Annotated in this window: 18 protein-coding genes; 14 read left to right on the forward strand and 4 right to left on the reverse strand. The window is 65.5% G+C overall.

The features are described from left to right. The first annotated feature begins 58 nt into the window (after window positions 1–58). Together LQG66_RS35540 and LQG66_RS35545 are read left to right on the forward strand one after the other, a co-directional pair. Entirely contained in the window at window positions 59–508 is a 450-nt protein-coding gene (locus LQG66_RS35540) for a c-type cytochrome (protein WP_231320813.1), read from the forward strand. A 149-nt stretch (window positions 509–657) separates the two neighbouring features. Next, on the forward strand, window positions 658–1,578 hold the full coding sequence (locus LQG66_RS35545; RefSeq protein ID WP_231320822.1) for a c-type cytochrome: 921 nt from the start codon (window positions 658–660) through the stop codon (window positions 1,576–1,578). A gap of 15 nt (window positions 1,579–1,593) precedes the next feature. Here LQG66_RS35545 and LQG66_RS35550 read toward each other — a convergent pair whose 3' ends face one another. Further along, window positions 1,594–2,754, reverse strand: a complete 1,161-nt coding sequence (locus tag LQG66_RS35550) for an ABC transporter substrate-binding protein (RefSeq protein WP_231320824.1) — start codon at window positions 2,752–2,754, stop codon at window positions 1,594–1,596. Between the two features lie 239 nt (window positions 2,755–2,993). Between LQG66_RS35550 and LQG66_RS35555 the strand changes: the two genes are divergently transcribed. Beyond that, window positions 2,994–5,504 carry a bifunctional diguanylate cyclase/phosphodiesterase gene (locus tag LQG66_RS35555; RefSeq protein WP_231320827.1) on the forward strand — a complete coding sequence of 837 codons (2,511 nt, stop codon included), beginning with the start codon at window positions 2,994–2,996 and terminating at the stop codon, window positions 5,502–5,504. On the opposite strand, the gene LQG66_RS35560 is transcribed toward LQG66_RS35555, so the two are convergent. Both LQG66_RS35560 and LQG66_RS35565 read right to left on the reverse strand, forming a co-directional pair. Then, window positions 5,458–6,519 carry a helix-turn-helix domain-containing protein gene (locus tag LQG66_RS35560; protein WP_231328069.1) on the reverse strand — a complete coding sequence of 354 codons (1,062 nt, stop codon included), beginning with the start codon at window positions 6,517–6,519 and terminating at the stop codon, window positions 5,458–5,460. The genes LQG66_RS35555 and LQG66_RS35560 overlap by 47 nt on opposite strands. Window positions 6,520–6,961: 442 nt before the next feature. Continuing rightward, window positions 6,962–7,207, reverse strand: a complete 246-nt coding sequence (locus LQG66_RS35565; RefSeq protein WP_231320836.1) for an Lrp/AsnC ligand binding domain-containing protein — start codon at window positions 7,205–7,207, stop codon at window positions 6,962–6,964. A gap of 122 nt (window positions 7,208–7,329) precedes the next feature. Between LQG66_RS35565 and thiD the strand changes: the two genes are divergently transcribed. Both thiD and LQG66_RS35575 read left to right on the forward strand, forming a co-directional pair. Next, a complete protein-coding gene (gene thiD / locus LQG66_RS35570; protein ID WP_231320838.1) occupies window positions 7,330–8,130 on the forward strand; it encodes a bifunctional hydroxymethylpyrimidine kinase/phosphomethylpyrimidine kinase in 801 nt (266 codons plus the stop codon). Between the two features lie 104 nt (window positions 8,131–8,234). Then, window positions 8,235–8,693, forward strand: coding sequence for a nuclear transport factor 2 family protein (locus LQG66_RS35575; RefSeq protein ID WP_231320840.1), 459 nt, complete (start codon window positions 8,235–8,237; stop codon window positions 8,691–8,693). A 33-nt stretch (window positions 8,694–8,726) separates the two neighbouring features. On the opposite strand, the gene LQG66_RS35580 is transcribed toward LQG66_RS35575, so the two are convergent. Beyond that, the gene (locus tag LQG66_RS35580; protein ID WP_231320842.1) at window positions 8,727–9,773 is read right to left on the reverse strand and encodes an AraC family transcriptional regulator; all 1,047 of its coding nucleotides are present in this window, start codon (window positions 9,771–9,773) and stop codon (window positions 8,727–8,729) included. Window positions 9,774–9,917: 144 nt separating this feature from the next. Between LQG66_RS35580 and LQG66_RS35585 the strand changes: the two genes are divergently transcribed. The 9 genes from LQG66_RS35585 to LQG66_RS35625 are packed head-to-tail and all read left to right on the forward strand — an operon-like array spanning window position 9,918 to window position 17,625. Beyond that, window positions 9,918–10,742, forward strand: a complete 825-nt coding sequence (locus LQG66_RS35585; RefSeq protein WP_231320844.1) for an alpha/beta fold hydrolase — start codon at window positions 9,918–9,920, stop codon at window positions 10,740–10,742. A 15-nt stretch (window positions 10,743–10,757) separates the two neighbouring features. Further along, a complete protein-coding gene (locus LQG66_RS35590; protein WP_231320846.1) occupies window positions 10,758–11,270 on the forward strand; it encodes a hypothetical protein in 513 nt (170 codons plus the stop codon). A gap of 48 nt (window positions 11,271–11,318) precedes the next feature. Beyond that, window positions 11,319–11,969, forward strand: coding sequence for a hydrolase (locus LQG66_RS35595; protein ID WP_231320855.1), 651 nt, complete (start codon window positions 11,319–11,321; stop codon window positions 11,967–11,969). A 9-nt stretch (window positions 11,970–11,978) separates the two neighbouring features. Next, window positions 11,979–12,266 (forward strand): XapX domain-containing protein, encoded by a 288-nt coding sequence (locus LQG66_RS35600; RefSeq protein WP_231320857.1) that lies wholly within the window; start codon window positions 11,979–11,981, stop codon window positions 12,264–12,266. Next, the gene (locus LQG66_RS35605) at window positions 12,263–14,140 is read left to right on the forward strand and encodes an amidohydrolase (protein ID WP_231320860.1); all 1,878 of its coding nucleotides are present in this window, start codon (window positions 12,263–12,265) and stop codon (window positions 14,138–14,140) included. The genes LQG66_RS35600 and LQG66_RS35605 overlap by 4 nt, the downstream gene beginning before the upstream one ends. 1 nt (window position 14,141) lies before the next feature. Further along, the gene (locus LQG66_RS35610; protein ID WP_231320862.1) at window positions 14,142–14,564 is read left to right on the forward strand and encodes a DoxX family protein; all 423 of its coding nucleotides are present in this window, start codon (window positions 14,142–14,144) and stop codon (window positions 14,562–14,564) included. A gap of 25 nt (window positions 14,565–14,589) precedes the next feature. Continuing rightward, window positions 14,590–15,480: a glyoxalase gene (locus LQG66_RS35615; RefSeq protein ID WP_231320871.1), complete on the forward strand. Its 891-nt coding sequence runs from the start codon at window positions 14,590–14,592 to the stop codon at window positions 15,478–15,480. A gap of 14 nt (window positions 15,481–15,494) precedes the next feature. Continuing rightward, window positions 15,495–16,916 carry an alginate export family protein gene (locus tag LQG66_RS35620; protein ID WP_231320874.1) on the forward strand — a complete coding sequence of 474 codons (1,422 nt, stop codon included), beginning with the start codon at window positions 15,495–15,497 and terminating at the stop codon, window positions 16,914–16,916. Between the two features lie 19 nt (window positions 16,917–16,935). Continuing rightward, window positions 16,936–17,625 carry a YoaK family protein gene (locus LQG66_RS35625; RefSeq protein WP_231320876.1) on the forward strand — a complete coding sequence of 230 codons (690 nt, stop codon included), beginning with the start codon at window positions 16,936–16,938 and terminating at the stop codon, window positions 17,623–17,625. Window positions 17,626–17,636: the final 11 nt, after the last annotated feature.

Here is a 17,636-nt window from a genome sequence, read left to right on the forward strand (position 1 = left end):
ATGGCAACGACCCGTCCAGGTGGGCGGGACGAGATTGTGACAACAAAGGAGCGAATTGATGAAGCGGACTGTCGTGGCTGTCGCAGCTTTGCTGCTAGGGGCCGGAGCCGTGATGGCGCAGCAGGATCTGGTCAAGCATAGCCAGGACACGATGAAGGCCAACGCCAAGAACCTCGGCGGTGTTCTGATCGCCATGGTGAAGGGCGAGAAGCCGTACGACCAGGCCGCGGTCAATGCCGCTCTTGCGCAGCTCGACGAGACGGCCAAGAAGCTGCCGATGATGTATCCCGCGAGCGTCAAGGGTGCGAAGTTCGAGGGCGATTACAGCCCCTCGCCGAAGATCTGGGAAGACCAGGCCGGCTTCAAGGCCAAGATCGACGGCTTCGCCAAGGTGGTCGTCGAGGCCAAGGCCAAGATCAAGGATCTCGACAGCCTCAAGGCGACGGCGCCGGCGATCGGCAAGGAGTGCGGCGGCTGCCACGAGACCTTCCGGCTCAAGGCCAGCTGACCTGATGTGATCTCATGCGAGGGGCGAACGCGTGCTGCGCGTTCGCCCCGTTTGTTTGTGCGCCCGGGCGTCCTGTCGTATCGATCGCCGTCGATGTCCAGCGGCTTGCGGCCAACCGACGACATCCTCCCCGCCGTGACGGAGCGACCATGCTGCGACGCCTTCTGCTTGCTGTCTGTGTGCTCGGCGCCGCCGGCCTGGCGGTATTCTGGTGGCTGACCAGCCCCGCGACCGTGGCGCTCGCGGCTGCGGCGCGAGCGCCGGATCTCGCCAACGGGCAGGAGATGTTCAACATTGGCGGCTGCTCGTCATGCCATGCTGTACCGAACCAGCCGGATCGCCTGAAGCTCGGCGGCGGGCTGCCGCTGACATCTCCGTTCGGCACGTTCTACGCGCCCAACATCTCGCCGGACCCGAATGACGGTATCGGACGCTGGAGCGAGGCCGATTTCGTGAATGCAGTCGTCAGGGGCGTCTCGCCCGGCGGCAGCCACTACTATCCGGCGTTTCCCTATACCTCCTATGCGGCGGCGAAGGTCGACGACATCAGCGATCTCTTCGCCTACATGAAGACGCTGCCGGCCGTCGCTGGTCCCTCGCGCACGCACGAGCTGCCATTCCCGTTCAACATCCGCCGCACCGTCGGCGTCTGGAAGCTGCTGTTCTTCAACGACAGACCGTTCGTGGCGGACGGCTCGCGCTCCGCCGAATGGAATCGCGGCGCCTATCTCGTCAACACCCTCGGTCATTGCGCGGAATGCCACAGCCCCCGCAATCCGCTTGGCGGCATCAAGACTGCGCAGCGCTTTGCCGGCGGGCCGGAGCCGGAAGGCCAGGGCTTCGTGCCGAACATCACCCAGAAGGGGCTGTCCGACTGGAGCGAGAGCGACATCAGCTATTTCCTCGAGACCGGGCAGCTGCCGGACGGCGACAACGCGGGCGGGTCGATGGCGCGCGTGATCCGCAATACGTCGCAGCTGAGCGCCGACGATCGCAAGGCGATGGCGGTCTATCTGAAATCCCTGCCGCCGGTCGAAGGACCGCCGAAGCCGAAGAAGCCGGTGGGCTGAGCCGCCCGACGACAGCTAGATCGGCTTGAAGCTGCCGTCGCTCTGGATCACCGTCAGCGATACCGGCGGCGGATTCTCCTTGCGGGCGTTGCCGAAGCTCACGATTAGGCCGCCAATGTCGAATTGGCCGACCTCGTTGATGATCCTGAGCAGCTCGGCACGGGTCGGGTTGGGCCCGGTCATCGCCAGCGCCCGCGCCACCAGACGGCCGGTGATGTAGCCCTCCAGCCCGATGAAGTCCGGCGTCTGGCTGGGGTCGAGGGCCTTCATCGCGGCCTGGTAGTCGGCGACGACGCGGCGGTCGGTGTCCCATGGGAACGGGACCACTTCCGACACGATGACGCCGCGGCCCTCCGGACCGAGCTCCTTGGCGAGCGCGTTGCCGCCGACGAAGGACACCGCCGTGAAGGTCGGATTGAAGCCGCTGCGATGCGACATCTTGATGAACTCGGCACATGGGCCATAGGTGCCGACCAGGATCACCGCCTCCGGTTCGGCGCGCCGGATGACCTTCAACGCCGCGCCGACCGCCCGCGTGTTGCGCTCGAACGTGCCTTCAGCGGCCAGCTCCAGGCCGCGGCGATCGAGATAGGTCTTTACGCCGGCCAGCACGTCGCGGCCGAACGCGTCATCCTGATAGAAGATCGCGATTCGCGTCAGGCGAAGCTCTTCCGTGAGATATTTGATCGAGGCCTCGGCTTCCGCCGCGTAGCTCGCGCGGATGTTCACGACGTTCTGAAACTCGGGCGCGCGCAGGAATTCGGCACCGGAGATCGGCCCGATGAAGGGCACGTCGTTCGAGGCCGCGATCGGCGCGGTGGCCATTGCCGTCGGCGTGCCGACGGCGCCGATCAGCGCGAACACCTTGTCCTCATAGATCAGCTTGATGGTCTCGACCACCGAGCGATCGGGGTCGTAGCCGTCGTTGCGGCTCGCCAGCTTCAGCCTGCGTCCGTAGACGCCGCCCTTGGCGTTCAGCTCGCTGAACGCGGCCAGCAGGCCCTGACGCGCCGCCTGGCCGAGTGCCGCAGACGGGCCTTCGAGCGCAGCGACCTGACCAAACAGGATCGAGTCGTTGGTGACGCCGAGTTCGTCCGCACTCGTCGTGGCGGGCAGCAGCACGCCGGCGACCAGGATGACGATGATGGAAGTCCAGAACTTTGAAAGCCACTTCATAGCGATATTCGATGAACCGTGCGCTTGACCGAAATCCACCCTACGCGCCTTGAATGAAGACCTCGCTAAAGACGCATCTCGCGCTTGATCGCGTTTTGCGCGGCCCCCAACAGTCAGGTGTTAACCAAGCCGTGGGATCCAACACCGGACATGTCATCATCTTTGACCGTCCTTAACTTCGCACGGTGTCCCATCCGTCGGATCGTAGTAAGGGGCAGCCGTTTGGCGGGGGCCAGGTTTTGCAGGTTGAAGAGTACAGCGCACCGACGCTGCTGACAGATCAGGACAATGCTCGCGACGGTGGCGGGCGTGACAGGTTTCGCGCGTCGCTATCGCGATACCGCCTTTATCGTCCCGCGATCATCGCGGCGTGCGTCGGCGTGGTGCTGTCGGTGGTTGGTACGGTTGCAGTCGGACGCTGGGAAAACCGGCTGGCGCGTACCGATTTCGAGGGCGTCGCCGAAGCGCAGGCGATCCTGGTGCAGAACGGCGTCAACGAATATGTCAGCCGGCTGACCGCGCTGCGGACGCGCTTCGAATCCGCCAACGACGACATCACCCGCAGCGAATATCAGACCTTCAGCGCGCGGCTGTTCGAGGCGCATCGCGGCATGCTGCGTCTGGCGTGGCTGCCGCGGATCAAGCGCAAGGAGCGCGGCGAATACGAGGCCGCGGCGATCACCGACGGCGTTCCTGCCTTCCGCATCAAATCCTATCCGGACGGCACCGTCGCGCCGGAGAGCGACGAGTATTATCCCGTCTACTTCTCCACGGAGGCGAAGACTTCGCCGGTCTACGGCCTCGACTATTGGAGCATCCCGGACCACCGCGCCGTGCTCGAGCAGTCGCGCGACTACGACATGATCGGCGCGTTGCGGACCCGGCAGAATCTGATCAACCAGAGCGAGCGCGCGAATGCGGTGATGATCGGGATTCCCGTCTACGCCAAGGGGACCTCGCGCACGACGGTCGCCGATCGCCGCCGCAATCTCACCGGTTTCATCGTCGGTGTCTTCGATCTGCCGATGCTGCTGGAATCGGTACGAGCCAACAATCCCAACAGTCCGGCGCTCGCGATCAACCTGCTTCCGCCGGAGCGGGTCATCAATGCCTCCGGAGTGGATCCGCAACGCTGGCCGGCGGCCCCCAACATCTGGTCGACGACACTGCGGATCGGCGACGCCGACTGGGTGTTTCAGGCGGCACCCGCCGGCGGCGGGCTGATAGCCACCCATAACCGTGCGCTGGCGCTGTATGCGGCGGGCATTGCGACGACGATCTTCCTCGCGGTCTATCTCGCGCTGTCGAGCCGCAATGCGCAGCAGCTCGCGCTGGCCAATCGCCGCGTGCTCGAGCTTGCGCAGACCGACGCCCTGACCGGGCTCGCGAACCGTGCTTTCTTCCTGGAGGAGATGGAGCGGATCAACGACGACACGAGCGGCCGGTTCACCGTGTTCCTGCTCGACCTCGATCGCTTCAAGAACGTCAACGACTCCCTCGGCCACGGTGCGGGCGACGAGTTGCTGGTGCAGGTCGCGCAGCGGTTGAAGTCGCAGCTGCGTGCTGAGGACGTGCTGGCCCGGCTCGGCGGCGATGAATTTGCCTTGATCCAGGTCGGCGGCGCCGATCAGCGCGCGGCAGCCATCGAGCTCGCGCAACGGATCACGAAGCTGATCGCCGAACCGTTCCTGCTCGGCGGGCAGCGGGCCGAGATCGGCACCAGCATCGGCATCTCGCTGGCGCCCGAGCACGGCCGCGACCAGGAGCATCTGCTCAAGAAGGCCGACCTTGCCCTCTATCGTTCGAAATCCGCGGGCCGCAGCTGCTACACGCTCTATGATGATGCGATGTCCGCCGAGCTCGAGGCGCGCAACACCTTGGAGGGCGATCTGCGCGACGCCATCGCGCAGTGTCAGTTCGAAGTGCACTATCAGCCGTTCTACGATGCGGAGAGCCGCGATCGCCGCGGCGTCGAAGCCTTGGTGCGCTGGCGCCACCCGGTCAAGGGACTGGTGCCGCCGGACAAGTTCATTCCGCTTGCGGAATCGACCGGCCTGATCGTGCCGCTCGGCGAGTGGATCATCGGCCGCGTCTGCGACGATGCGACTGCGTGGCCCGACGACGTCAAGGTCGCGGTCAACCTGTCGCCCGTTCAGTTCAAGCAGGCCGAGCTGTTCGACGTCATCCAGTCGGCGCTCGCCCGCTCCGGTCTCGATCCGAAACGTCTCGAGATCGAGATCACCGAATCGGTATTGCTGGAGCGTGCGGCGGAGAACGAGAGCTTCATCGACAAGCTCAAGGGTCTGGGCATTTCGCTGGCGCTCGACGATTTCGGGACCGGCTATTCGTCGCTGCGCTCGCTGACCGCATTCCCGTTCAACAAGATCAAGATCGACAAATCATTCGTCGCCAATCTGAGCGTGCGCGACGAAAGCGCGGCCGTGATCTCCTCGGTCGTGACCTTGGCGCGCGGGCTCGGCATCCAGATCACCGCCGAGGGCGTCGAGACGGAGGAGCAGCTGACGCAGCTGCGCTCGCTCGGGGTCAATTTCGCGCAAGGTTACCTGCTGGGCCGGCCGATGCCGGTCGAGCAGCTCGAAGAGCATCTGGAGATCGCGCGGACCGCCCGCGATGCCGGCGAGGCGGAGCCGGATGCCGAAGCGCCCGAGGACGCAGATGCGCACTCGGCCGACGTCGTCGCGCTCATTCCGCGCTCCGCGGCGGTGCTATCTCTCGCATCCAACGGCTGAGCGGAGAGGCCGCGCCGTTGCCTCCGGGCGGGACCTGCCGGGCGCCGAACAGAGCCACTTCGCGCGCGGCGCTCGGCGTGATGCCGTAGGCTGCCTTGAACAGGCGCGCGAAATGCGCGTCCGTCCCGAGCTGCCAGCGCCGCGCCACCTCGCTGATCCTGACCTGGCGTGAGCCGGCGGACGCGAGCTCGAAGAAGGCGCGGTGCAGGCGGCGGCTGCGGATGTAGTCGGCAATGCCGCCGATCGGTGCGAACAGGCGGTACAGCGATGCGCGCGACAGGCCGAAATGCAGCGCCACGGCGTCGGCGCTCAGCTCGGCGCTCGACAGCTGCGCTTCGATGTATTGGCGGACGCGAAGCAGCGAGGCGTCCGCCGTGACGTTGCGGTCCGCGTCGCGGCGCTCGAGCTCGCCGCGCAGGCAGGCGGCGACCAGGGAGATCGTCCCCTCGATCACCGCTTGGCATTCGTCGAAGCTCGTGCGCGGTGCGTAGTCGAACAATGCGCCGAAATGCCGCGCCAGAAGCGGTGCGAGCGCGCCTTGGGCGGGCAATACCAGGCCGTGCAGGTCCTCGACCCGCAGCAGGCGCGCGTCGAACATCGGGCGCGGCACCACCAGGGTGAAGTTCTCGAACGCGGTGGCGCGCGTCTCCAGCGTCTGGGCGAGGTCGAGCACGCAGATGTCTCCGGCGTCGACGCGGATCGGCCGGCCCCCGGTGACGCCCTCATAGCTGCCCTTCACGTAGAGCTGCAGAATGATGTGGTCGACGCCGCTGCGTACGATGGTCTCGGCGGTACGGCGGAAGCGCTGGCCGCTGGCTCGCGCCATTCCGAACAGGACCGGACCCAGGGCATAGGACAGCACATCCGCGCGAAACGGCAGCGCGTCAGCCGCCGCGAGCTCATCGACGTCGAAGAACGTGGACGTCGCTTCGCGCCAGGCCGCAATATTGGTTTCGGTCTCCATCTGCTCGGCCGAGAAGCCATAGCTCGGCACGAGGGACGACACGGTTTTGATCTCACTCGTCACGCAACGCGCCGCAGACTCTTGTGCTTCTGTCTCAACTTCTTGATCGACCGTATCGATTGGTCCGCTCGTCTTGACCCGGTGCTGCATGCTGCCGCTATAGCAGCCCTATCGCCAAGTCGCGGAAAAGGAAAGCCGGGCCGTTCGACGGTCCCCCAGCCCCTCACGTCGAAGGGTCCGGCTTTCCGACCTCCCAAGACGATTTGGCCGGGTGGAATGCAGTCCTGGGAATGGCTCGAATGAACGGCCGCCCCGGCTCGCGCCGAGGCTTGGCCGTAGGGCAGAACCTGCCGCGTCCGGAGATCGGCCTCCGGCCGGCCATCGTCTTTCATGACGAAACCATGCTTGTACGATTTTCATGACGTCGGCGCCCGTCGGAAACGGCGGGCGCCTTTTGTCTCCCCGAGACATGATCCGGCGCGACGGGCGTCGGCTAGCTCGCGCCGAAGGCCTTGAACGTGATGATGGTGTGAGTGTCCTGGATGCCGGGCAGGACCTGGACCTTCTCATTCACAAAGTGACCGATGTCGGTGGCGTTGTCGACGTAGAACTTCACCAGCAGGTCGTAATTGCCTGCCGTCGAGTAGATCTCGGAGGCGATCTCGGCTTCTGCCAGCGCATTGGCGACCGTATACGACTGGCCGAGCTTGCACTTGATCTGGACGAAGAAGGGAACCATTGCGGGCTGTCTCCGGAAGGCGTCTTTCGCCTCAATATAGCGTTTTCCGGCGAAGTCGATACGCTTTCTCCGGTGGCCCGGCCTGCTTGCCGAGCGCGGCCGGCCCGCGCTAGGAAAGCGGGATGAGCACCCCCGTCGCACTCACCATCGCCGGCTCGGATTCCTCAGGGGGAGCCGGCATCCAGGCGGACCTGAAGACCTTCGCGGCGCTGTCCGTCTACGGCGCCTCGGTGCTGACCGCGCTGACCGCGCAGAACACGACAGGCGTGACCGGGGTGCACCTGGTGCCACCGGAATTCGTCACCAAGCAGATCGACGCCGTGTTCGACGATCTCCTCGTCGGCGCCGTGAAGATCGGCATGGTCGCCCAGGCTCCGATCGCGGATGCGATCAGCACGAGCCTGGCACGCTGGCGGCCGGCCCATGTGGTGCTCGATCCGGTGATGGTCGCGACATCGGGCGCGCGGCTGCTGCCGGAGGATGCCATCGCGGCGCTCCGCAGCCGGCTCATTCCACAGGCATCACTGCTCACGCCGAACCTGCCGGAGGCCGCCGCGCTGCTGGGCGAGGCGATGGCGACGTCGGATGAGGCCGTCGCAGAGCAGGGCCGCCGCCTGCTGGCGCTCGGCTGCCCGGCCGTGCTGATCAAGGGCGGCCACGGGCAGGGCGCTGACAGCACCGACTACCTGATCACCGCCGAGCGCAGCATCGCGCTCGCAGCGCCGCGCGTCGCGACCGGCAACACGCACGGCACCGGCTGCTCGCTGTCGTCGGCGGTGGCTGCGGGGCTTGCGAAGGGCGAGACGATGGAGGTCGCTGTGCGCAATGCCAAGGCCTTCATCTCCGGCGCCATCGCGGCGGCCGATCGCTTCACCGTCGGGCACGGCCATGGCCCAGTGCATCATTTCTACCGCTATTATTGATGCGACCTCATGCGATGAGGTCTGCATCATCGCAGATGATCCCATCCAAGCCCGGATAGGCAGGCCGCTGCTGCCTGGCGCGGCCGTTCAGAGGAGATGACACGATGAAGAAACCTTTCGCCGTCGTGCTGGCCGCGGCGCTTGCCGCCGTGCTCGCGGCACCGGCGCTGGCGCAGCGCGCCTATTCGGCTCAGGAGGAGCGTAACAAGGCGATCGTGCTCGACTTCTATGAGCAGGGCCTCAATCGCAAGGATTTCGAAAGCGCGTCGAAATATCTCGGCACCTACATTCAGCACAATCCGAACGCCGAGGATGGCCCGGAAGGTTTTCGCAAGTTCATCGAATTTCTGAAGACCAAGTTTCCGCAGTCGCACAGCGAGATCACACAGGTGCATGTCGACGGCGATTTCGTCGTGCTGCGGGTTCACGCCATCCGCGAGCCCGGCACCCGCGGCAATGCCATCGTCGACATCTTCCGCCTCAAGGACGGCAAGATCGAAGAGCATTGGGATTCGGTGCAACCGATTCCCGAACAGTCGGCCAATACCAACGGGATGTTCTGAAGCAGGCCTTCTGAACGCGCCTGTGGCGGCGGGTTACGTGCCGCGCGCGAGCGCGATTTCCCGGCGGTGTCCGTTCACCACCCGGGAGCGATACTCGCCCGGCGATTCGCCGAACCAGCGGTTCGAGGCGCGGAAGAAGGTGCTTTGATCGGCATAGCCGAGCAGATAGCCGATGTCGGCGAGCGTCATGCGCGGATCGGCAAGATGGCGCTGGGCGAGCTCGCGTCGCGTGTCTTCGACGAGATCGCTGAAGGAGAGGCCTTCATCGGCAAGCCTGCGCTGGAAGGTGCGATCGCTCAAGCCCAGCTCGGCTGCGATGGCCGAGCGCAGCGGGCTGCCGTCGGGCAGCAGCTTGGCGATCGCCGCTCGCGCGCGATGTGCGGTATCGGTCTTGACGAGACGCTCGAGCGCTTCGTCGGCGATGCGGTCGTGAATCGCGGCGAGCTGAGGCGCTGATGTCGTCAGCTTGCAGGCGAGATCCTGGTCCGACACCAGAAAGCCGTTGAACGGTGCATCGAATTCGAGCGGCGACTGGAAGGCCTTGTTGTAGGCCGCGATCGACATCGGCACCGCGTGCGAAAAGCGTGCGGCCAGCGGCGTCAACGGCCGGTCCAGCATCCAGCGGCACAGATTGAGCAGATTGACGACGCCATAGTCATAGCGCTGCCGCGGGATCGGGCATTCGCCGCTGAACACGTCGGTGCGCACCCAGCGGCCGCCCTTGCCCGGTTCGAGCGTGATGACAACGGCGTCGCTCACCAGGCACATGTAGCGGATGAGACGCGTGAGCCCGGTCAACAGATCAGGGCTCGACATCATCGCATAGCCGGCAACGCCATAGTGATCGGGACGCGGCGCATCGAGATTTGCAAGGCCGATGTCCGGATTGCCCGAGCGCTCGGCAGCCAATGTCCACAGCCGGCTCAGCTCCTCGGTCGGCCAGCGATGATCGGGATCGTCGAGGTCCTTGATCGAGAGGCCGACCTCGGCAAACAGCGCCGCCGCGTCGAGCCCTTGCTCGTTCAGCGTGATGGCGACGCCCCTCATCCATGAGGACGATGTTGTTCGAAGCTGCGGCATCCCCTTGGCCTTCTGGAGCCAGTGGTTTGGCGTCCTCGGATCATTGTGCAGGTGCACATGAGATTGCATAGCATCTGCCAGGCGGGGCCGCGATACGAATTTCGTCGCAGCCGCCGGCGCGAGACGGGACGCAGGAGAGAGATCATGGCTGTTCTGAAAACCAACGACGGCACAGACATTTACTACAAGGATTGGGGCTCGGGGCAGCCGATCGTGTTCAGCCATGGCTGGCCGCTTTCGTCCGACGATTGGGATGCGCAGATGCTGTTCTTCCTCAATCGCGGCTTCCGCGTCGTTGCCCATGACCGCCGCGGCCATGGCCGCTCGGCCCAAGTCGCCGGCGGTCACGACATGGACCATTATGCCGACGATCTTGCGGCGCTCACGACTCATCTCGACCTGAAGAACGCCATCCATGTCGGTCATTCCACCGGCGGTGGCGAGGTGGTGCATTACCTCGCGCGTCACGGCGAGAGCAGGGCTGCGAAGGCCGCGATCATCGCCGCGGTGCCGCCTTTGATGGTGCAGACGGCCGCCAACCCGGGTGGCCTGCCGAAGGCGGTGTTCGACGACTTCCAGACCCAGGTCGCCACCCGCCGCGCGGAGTTCTACCGCGATGTCGCGGCAGGACCTTTCTACGGCTACAACAAGCCCGGCGCCAAGCCGTCGGAAGCGGTGATCCAGAACTGGTGGCGCCAGGGCATGATGGGCAGCGCGAAGGCGCATTATGACGGCGTCGTCGCCTTTTCGCAGACCGACTTCACCGAAGACTTGAAGAAGATCACGCTGCCGGTGCTGGTCATGCACAGCGAGGACGACCAGATCGTTCCCTACGCGGACTCGGCGCCGCTGTCGGCCAAGCTCCTGAAGAACGGCACCCTGAAGACCTACAAGGGTTTTCCGCACGGCATGCCGACGACCGAGGCCGAGACCATCAACGCCGATCTGCTGTCCTTCATCAAGAGCTGATCAGAGGAGGCTTGCATGAGCTGGGGAATTCCGACGACTCTGTTTCTTCAGATTCACGTGGTGCTGAGCCTGATCGGAATTGCGACCGGGCTCGTCATGCTCGCGGGCATGCTGGCAGGCCGCCATCTGGCGGTCTGGGCGGCGCTGTTCCTGGCCACGACCTTCCTCACCGGCGTGACCGGCTTTCCGCTGCCGCCGTTCGGTCTCGACCCGCCGCGGATCATCGGCATCATCCTGCTCGCGCTGCTCGTTGCGGCCGCCGCTGCGCTCTACGTGTTCGCGCTGTCGGGGCGGTGGCGGTCGGTCTACGTCGTCTCAGCGCTGCTCTCGCTCTATCTCAACGTCTTCGTCGCGATCGTGCAGTCGTTCCAGAAGATCGGCGTGCTCAATGCGTTGGCGCCGACCCAGAGCGAGCCGCCGTTCGCGGCGGCACAACTCGTCACGCTCGCACTCTTCATTCTCCTCGGCGTCCTGGCGTGGCGCCGTTTCGCACCGGGCGGCGCTGCGCCGCGCGGCTCGCTCGCCTGATCCACTCACCTGATCCACTCAATCGAATCGTTTTCCACGGAGATATTCATGTCCAAGCTCGAAATGTTGACCCCGCAGAACAGCGCCATCGCGCTGATCGACTATCAGCCGGCGATGTATCAGGGCGTGCAGTCGCACGACCGTCTCGGCGTGTTCAACAACGTCCAGATTCTCGCCAAGGCCGCCAAGCTGTTCAAGATCCCGACCGTGCTGACGACCGTGGCAAAGGATTCCTTCTCCGGGCCCTTCATGCCGGAGATCACGGATCTGTATCCGAGCCACGACATCATCGACCGCACCTCGATGAACTCCTGGCTGGACGCGGGTTTCCGCAAGGCCGTCGCTGCCACGGGCCGCAAGAAGTTCGTGATCGCGGGCCTGTGGACCGAGGCCTGCGTGATGTTTCCGACGCTGGACATGCTGAGGGAAGGCTATGAGATCTACATCCCGGCCGATGCGTGCGGCGATCTGTCCGTGGAAGCGCATAACCGTTCGATGGAGCGGGCGATCCAGGCCGGTGCGGTGCCGATCACGTCCTGCCAATACGCCTTCGAGCTGCAGCAGGACTGGGCGCGGGCCGAGACCTATGACGGCATGATGGAGATCCTCAAGGCGCATTCGCCCTACGGCATCCAGGTCCGCTTCTCGAAATGGGCGCTCGGTGAACACGCTTCCGAGGGCGGCGCCAAGGTGGCCTGAGGCGGCGCAATGAAGATCTATCTGTTTTCGCTCGGGGCAGGGCTGCTGGTCGGCGTGATCTACAGCCTGCTCCAGGTGCGCTCGCCGGCGCCGCCCTTGGTGGCGCTGGTCGGCCTGCTCGGAATCCTGCTCGGTGAGCAGGTCATTCCCGTGAGCAAGCAGCTCCTCGACGGCACGAGCCTTTCGGCAGCGTGGCAGAAGGCCGCCTGCGCCACCCACATCTTCGGCCTGCTGCCCGGCCATCACGGCCGGGCAGAGACCACCAATCCTCCGGCGCAAGGCGAGAAGGCCTCATGAGCGAGCATCCCGATCTCATCCTGCATCGTGGCCTGCTCACGACGCTCGATCGTTCCAATCCCACGGCGAGTGCGGTCGCGATCAAGGACGGCGTCTTCACGGCCGTCGGCCACGAGCAGGACGTGATGCCGTTGGCAGGGCCGGCGACCAAGGTGATCGACCTCAAGGGCCGGCGCGTGCTGCCGGGCCTGATCGACAACCACCTGCACATCATCCGCGGCGGGCTCAACTTCAACATGGAGCTGCGCTGGGACGGTGTCCGTTCGCTCGCTGATGCCATGGCGATGCTGAAGGCGCAGGTCGCGATCACGCCGCCGCCGCAATGGGTGCGCGTGGTCGGCGGCTTCACCGAGCACCAGTTCGCCGAGAAGCGGTTGCCGACGATCGACGAGCTCAACGCGGTCGCGCCGGACACGCCGGTGTTCCTGCTGCATCTGTATGACCGCGCCATTCTGAACGGCGCCGCGCTGCGCGCCGTCGGCTACGACAAGGACACGCCGCAGCCGCCCGGTGGCGAGATCATGCGTGACATCAAGGGCAATCCGACCGGATTGCTGCTGGCCAAGCCGAACGCCGCGATCCTCTATGCGACGCTCGCCAAGGGGCCGAAGCTGCCGTTCGACTATCAGCTCAACTCGACGCGGCACTTCATGCGCGAGCTGAACAGGCTCGGCGTCACCGGTGCGATCGATGCCGGCGGCGGCTTCCAGAACTATCCGGACGACTATGCCGTCATCCAGAAGCTCGCCGATGACGGCCAGCTCACGATCCGGCTGGCCTACAACCTGTTCACGCAGAAGCCGAAGGGCGAGAAGGACGACTTCCTGCGCTGGACGCAGACATCGTCCTACAAGCAGGGCACCGACTATTTCCGCCACAACGGTGCCGGCGAGATGCTGGTGTTCTCGGCCGCCGATTTCGAGGATTTCCGCGTGCCGCGGCCGGACATGCCGGCCGAGATGGAGGGCGAGCTCGAGGAGGTCGTGCGCATTCTCGCGCAGAACAAATGGCCGTGGCGGCTGCACGCGACCTATGACGAGACCATTTCGCGTGCGCTCGACGTGTTCGAGAGGGTCAATCAAGATACCCCGCTCGACGGCCTGCACTGGTTCTTCGATCATGCCGAGACCATCTCGGACCAGTCGATCGACCGTATCGCGGCGCTCGGCGGCGGCATCGCCGTGCAGCACCGCATGGCCTATCAGGGCGAATATTTCGTCGAGCGCTACGGGTTTGGCGCAGCCGAGGCGACGCCGCCGGTGAAGAAGATCCTGGACAAGGGCGTCAAGGTCTCGGCCGGCACGGACGCGACCCGCGTCGCGTCCTATAATCCCTGGGTCTCGCTGTCCTGGCTGGTCACCGGTCGCACCGTCGGCGGCCTCAGGCTCACGCCGCAGCGCAACTGCCTCGATCGCGAAACCGCGCTGCGGATGTGGACCGAGAACGTCACCTGGTTCTCCAACGAAGAGGGCAAGAAGGGCCGCATCGCGGTCGGCCAGCTCGCCGACCTGATCGTGCCGGATCGCGACTACTTCTCCTGTGCGGAGGCTGAGATCGCCGACACCACGAGCGAGCTTACGATGGTCGGCGGCCGCATCGTCTACGCGGCGTCGGACTTCAAGGCGCTGGACGAGGCCGCGCCGCCGCCGGCGATGCCGGAGTGGTCGCCGGTGCGCCGCTTCGGCGGCTACGGCGCCTGGCTGGAGAAGGACGACAACGGCGCCGTCCGCGCCCAGGCGATGCAGATGTGCGGCTGTGCCAGCGCCTGCGGCATGCATGGCCACGATCATGCGCGCGCCTGGTCCTCCAGCCTGCCGGTGTCCGATCTCAAGAGCTTCTGGGGCGCGCTCGGCTGCGCCTGCTGGGCGGTCTGAGATGACGGCGCTGTCCGACACGCCACGGCCAATCGCCGCGATTCTCGACTGGCCGTGGCTATGGCCACTGACACGGCTTGCGCTGGTGTCGGCGTATCTGATCGGCGGCATCCAGAAGCTCGTCGACTTCCCTGGCGCCATCGCCGAGCAGGCCCATTTCGGCCTGCAGCCGGCGTGGCTCTGGGCGGTGGCTGCCATCGCCGTCGAGCTGATCGGCTCGGTGCTGGTCATCGTAAACCGCTTCGTCTGGCTCGGCGCCGGCGCGCTCGGCGTGCTCACATCAGTGGCGATGCTCACCGCCAACGATTTCTGGCACATGGATGGCCATGACCGGTTCATGGCCCTCAACGCCTTCTTCGAGCATCTCGGGCTGATCGCCGGCCTCGTGCTCGTCTCCATGTCGATGCGCGCGCGCCGCGCGTAAATTCATCCATTCGTTCGAGGTTGCCATGCTCCGTCGTCGTTCTCTGCTCAGCGCTGCGCTCGCGGCCACGCTGCTCGCAGCGCCCGTTCTCGCGAAAAAGCCCGCGCCGCTCATCGGCGTCGGCGCGCAATACGACACCACGCACGTCTACGTCGCGCCCGAGGATGTCGAGAAATTCGCGACCAGCTTCCTCGCCACCTTCGGCGGCCAGAGTACGAAGCAGGTGGTGGTGACGGTGACGCCGACGCCGAGCAGCACGACCTCGCAGCTGCTGCAGACGCCGGTCGGCACCGTGTCGCTGTTCGGCTTCAAGACGGGTATTCCGTATCCGTTCGGCGCCGAGCGCACCGGCTATCTCGTCACCGACCTGGATGATGCGATCAAGGCGGCCAGGGCCGCCGGCGCCGACGTGGTGGTGGCGCCGTTCCCCGATCCGATCGGACGCGATGCCGTGATCCAATGGCCGGGCGGCGTCAACATGCAGCTGTACTGGCACACGACCAAGCCGTCCTATCCCGCGTTCCAGACCGTTCCGGACAATCGCGTCTACGTCTCGCGCGGGCGTGCCGAAGCCTTCACGCGCGCCTTCCTGCGTTTTTCCCATGGCAAGGTGGTGTCCGACGAGGCGAAGGCGCCGGGCATTGAGATCGGGCGCTCGAACGATCATTATCGGCGCATCCGCATCGAGTCTGCGTTCGGAAAAATGACAGTGTTGGTCACCGATGGCCATCTGCCGTATCCGTTCGGTCGCGAGATGACCGGCTACGAGGTTGCCGATCTCAAGGCCACCCTGGACAAGGCGAAAGGAACAGGCGCGACCGTACTGGTCGAGCCGTTCACCTCGGACAAGCGCGAGCAGGCGGTCGTGCAGTTTCCCGGCGGCTATGTCGCGGAGATTCATGCGGTCGTGAAGTAGGAGCCTTGGGGGAGATGCCGGCGAAGTTGCGGATGGCACGGGCTCTGGCGAAGGCGGCGGTCGCGAGCGTGATGCTCGCTGCGCTATGCACTGCCAATTCGGCTCTTGCCGAGGACAATGCCGCGCGCCCCACGATCCGCACCAATCGCTGGCAGGAGGACTGGTCCGTCCTGGCCAATCCGGCGCTGCGTACGGCCCCGTTCGACCCGATCAAGTACATCCCGCTGCAGCCCGGCAACCCGCAGAGCTATGTCTCGTTCGGCATGACCCTGCGCGAGCGGTTCGAGAGCCTGGACGCGGCAAGCTTCGGCATCGGCGGGACCAAGCCCGATTCGCATCTGCTGCAGCGGCTGCAGATCCACGCCGACGCGCATCTCAATGAGCACTGGCAATTGTTCGTCCAGCTCGAGGACGACCGCGCGTTCGGCAAGGCCAACATCACGTCGGTCGACCAGGACCCGCTCGATCTCCGGCTCGCGTTCCTCGCCTATGTCGACACGACGGAGAAGGGCACCTTCAAGGCCCGTGTCGGCCGGCAGGATTTCGACTTCGACCTGCAGCGCTTCGTGTCGTCGCGCGACGGCCCGAACGTGCGCCAGTCCTTCGATGCACTGTGGGCCGACTGGGAGAGCGGCCCGTGGCGCTTCATCGGCTTCGTCAGCCAGCCGGTGCAGTACAATCTGGTGCGGCCGTTCGACGACACGTCCAATGGCCAGTTCCAGTTTCACACCCTGCGCGTCGAGCGCCAGGTGCTCGGCACCAACGAGCTGTCGTCGTATTATTCCTACTATCAGCGCGACAATGTGCGCTTCCTCGATGCCACCGGCAACGAGCGTCGCCATGTGCTCGACATCCGCTTCGCCGGCAAGCTCGCGGGCTTCGACTGGGATCTCGAGGCAATGGGGCAGGCGGGATCGGTCGGGGCCAAGCAGATCCGGGCCTGGGGCGCCGGCGCGCGGGCCGGCTACACGTTTGCCGAATTCGCCTGGCAGCCGCGCATCGGCCTGCAGCTCGATGGCGCCTCCGGCGACCGCCATCGCGGTGACAACAGGATCGAGACCTTCAATCCGCTGTTTCCGAATGGCTACTATTTCTCGCTCGCCGGTTTCACCGGCTACACCAACCTGATCCATGTCAAGCCGTCGCTGACGGTCAAGCCGGCGGCCGATCTCTCGGTCATGGCGGCGATCGGCCTGCAGTGGCGCGCGACCGCGGCGGATGCGATCTATGTCCAGCCCAATGTCGCGGTCGCCGGCACGGCTGGGCAGGGCAGTCTGTGGTCTGGGGTCTACGCGCAGTTGCGTGCCGACTACCGCTTCAACGCCAATCTCACCGGCGCGTTGGAGGCCGTGCACTACAGGATCGGTGATACGTTGCGCCGCGTTGGTGGTCACGACAGCGACTACATCGGCCTCGAACTCAAATACGCGCTCTGAACAACGAAAGCGGAATCACATGGCTTCCACCGACTCGCGCGTCGTGCCGCTGCTGCTCAGCGTCAACGCAGGCTATGTCGACACCGCCGGCTTCCTGGCGCTGCAGGGCCTGTTCACGGCCCACGTCACCGGCAACTTCGTGACGCTCGGCGCGGCGCTGGCGCTCGGCACCTCCGGCGCGGTCGCGAAGCTGCTGGCGCTGCCGGTGTTCTGCGTGGTCGTGATCGCAACGCGGCTCGCCGGCACGCTGCTGTCGCGGCGGTGGTCGCGGGCGTTCGAGGTGCTGATCGCGGTCAAGCTCGTGCTGCTCATGCTCGGTGCCGCGCTCGCCGTCCATTTCGGCCCGTTCGACAACGGCGACAGCCATGAGGCCATCATCACCGGCATGGTGCTGGTGGCGGCGATGGCGATCCAGAACGCCGTGCACCGGATTCATCTGCCGACTGCGCCACCCTCGACCCTGATGACCGGCACCACGACGCAGGTGATGATCGACCTCGCGGATCGCATCTACGTCGGTGACAAGAGCCAGGCGCCGCCGTCCGCGCGTCTCGTCCAGATGGCGGTCAACGTGCTCGCCTTTGCGCTCGGCTGCGGCGCAGCCGCGCTGCTGTTCGTGCGGCTCGGCAGCTGGTGCTTCGTCGTCCCGCCGATCGTCGCCGCGCTGGCGCTGGTGGTGCGCCTTGCCGGGCCAGCATCGCCGCGCTGAGCCGCTGCGGT

The organism is Bradyrhizobium ontarionense (assembly GCF_021088345.1).
Taxonomy (GTDB): domain Bacteria; phylum Pseudomonadota; class Alphaproteobacteria; order Rhizobiales; family Xanthobacteraceae; genus Bradyrhizobium; species Bradyrhizobium ontarionense.

What these genes read in the sequence shown, in the direction of transcription:
- LQG66_RS35605 (WP_231320860.1), top strand. Translation starts at nt 12,263, where the DNA reads ATGAGCGAGCATCCCGATCTCATCCTGCATCGTGGCCTGCTCACGACG.
- LQG66_RS35545 (WP_231320822.1), top strand. Translation starts at nt 658, where the DNA reads ATGCTGCGACGCCTTCTGCTTGCTGTCTGTGTGCTCGGCGCCGCCGGC.
- LQG66_RS35620 (WP_231320874.1), top strand. Translation starts at nt 15,495, where the DNA reads ATGCCGGCGAAGTTGCGGATGGCACGGGCTCTGGCGAAGGCGGCGGTC.
- LQG66_RS35615 (WP_231320871.1), top strand. Translation starts at nt 14,590, where the DNA reads ATGCTCCGTCGTCGTTCTCTGCTCAGCGCTGCGCTCGCGGCCACGCTG.
- LQG66_RS35590 (WP_231320846.1), top strand. Translation starts at nt 10,758, where the DNA reads ATGAGCTGGGGAATTCCGACGACTCTGTTTCTTCAGATTCACGTGGTG.
- LQG66_RS35540 (WP_231320813.1), top strand. Translation starts at nt 59, where the DNA reads ATGAAGCGGACTGTCGTGGCTGTCGCAGCTTTGCTGCTAGGGGCCGGA.
- LQG66_RS35550 (WP_231320824.1), bottom strand. Translation starts at nt 2,754, where the DNA reads ATGAAGTGGCTTTCAAAGTTCTGGACTTCCATCATCGTCATCCTGGTC.
- LQG66_RS35580 (WP_231320842.1), bottom strand. Translation starts at nt 9,773, where the DNA reads ATGCCGCAGCTTCGAACAACATCGTCCTCATGGATGAGGGGCGTCGCC.
- LQG66_RS35625 (WP_231320876.1), top strand. Translation starts at nt 16,936, where the DNA reads ATGGCTTCCACCGACTCGCGCGTCGTGCCGCTGCTGCTCAGCGTCAAC.
- thiD (WP_231320838.1), top strand. Translation starts at nt 7,330, where the DNA reads ATGAGCACCCCCGTCGCACTCACCATCGCCGGCTCGGATTCCTCAGGG.
- LQG66_RS35610 (WP_231320862.1), top strand. Translation starts at nt 14,142, where the DNA reads ATGACGGCGCTGTCCGACACGCCACGGCCAATCGCCGCGATTCTCGAC.
- LQG66_RS35565 (WP_231320836.1), bottom strand. Translation starts at nt 7,207, where the DNA reads ATGGTTCCCTTCTTCGTCCAGATCAAGTGCAAGCTCGGCCAGTCGTAT.
- LQG66_RS35595 (WP_231320855.1), top strand. Translation starts at nt 11,319, where the DNA reads ATGTCCAAGCTCGAAATGTTGACCCCGCAGAACAGCGCCATCGCGCTG.
- LQG66_RS35585 (WP_231320844.1), top strand. Translation starts at nt 9,918, where the DNA reads ATGGCTGTTCTGAAAACCAACGACGGCACAGACATTTACTACAAGGAT.
- LQG66_RS35600 (WP_231320857.1), top strand. Translation starts at nt 11,979, where the DNA reads ATGAAGATCTATCTGTTTTCGCTCGGGGCAGGGCTGCTGGTCGGCGTG.
- LQG66_RS35575 (WP_231320840.1), top strand. Translation starts at nt 8,235, where the DNA reads ATGAAGAAACCTTTCGCCGTCGTGCTGGCCGCGGCGCTTGCCGCCGTG.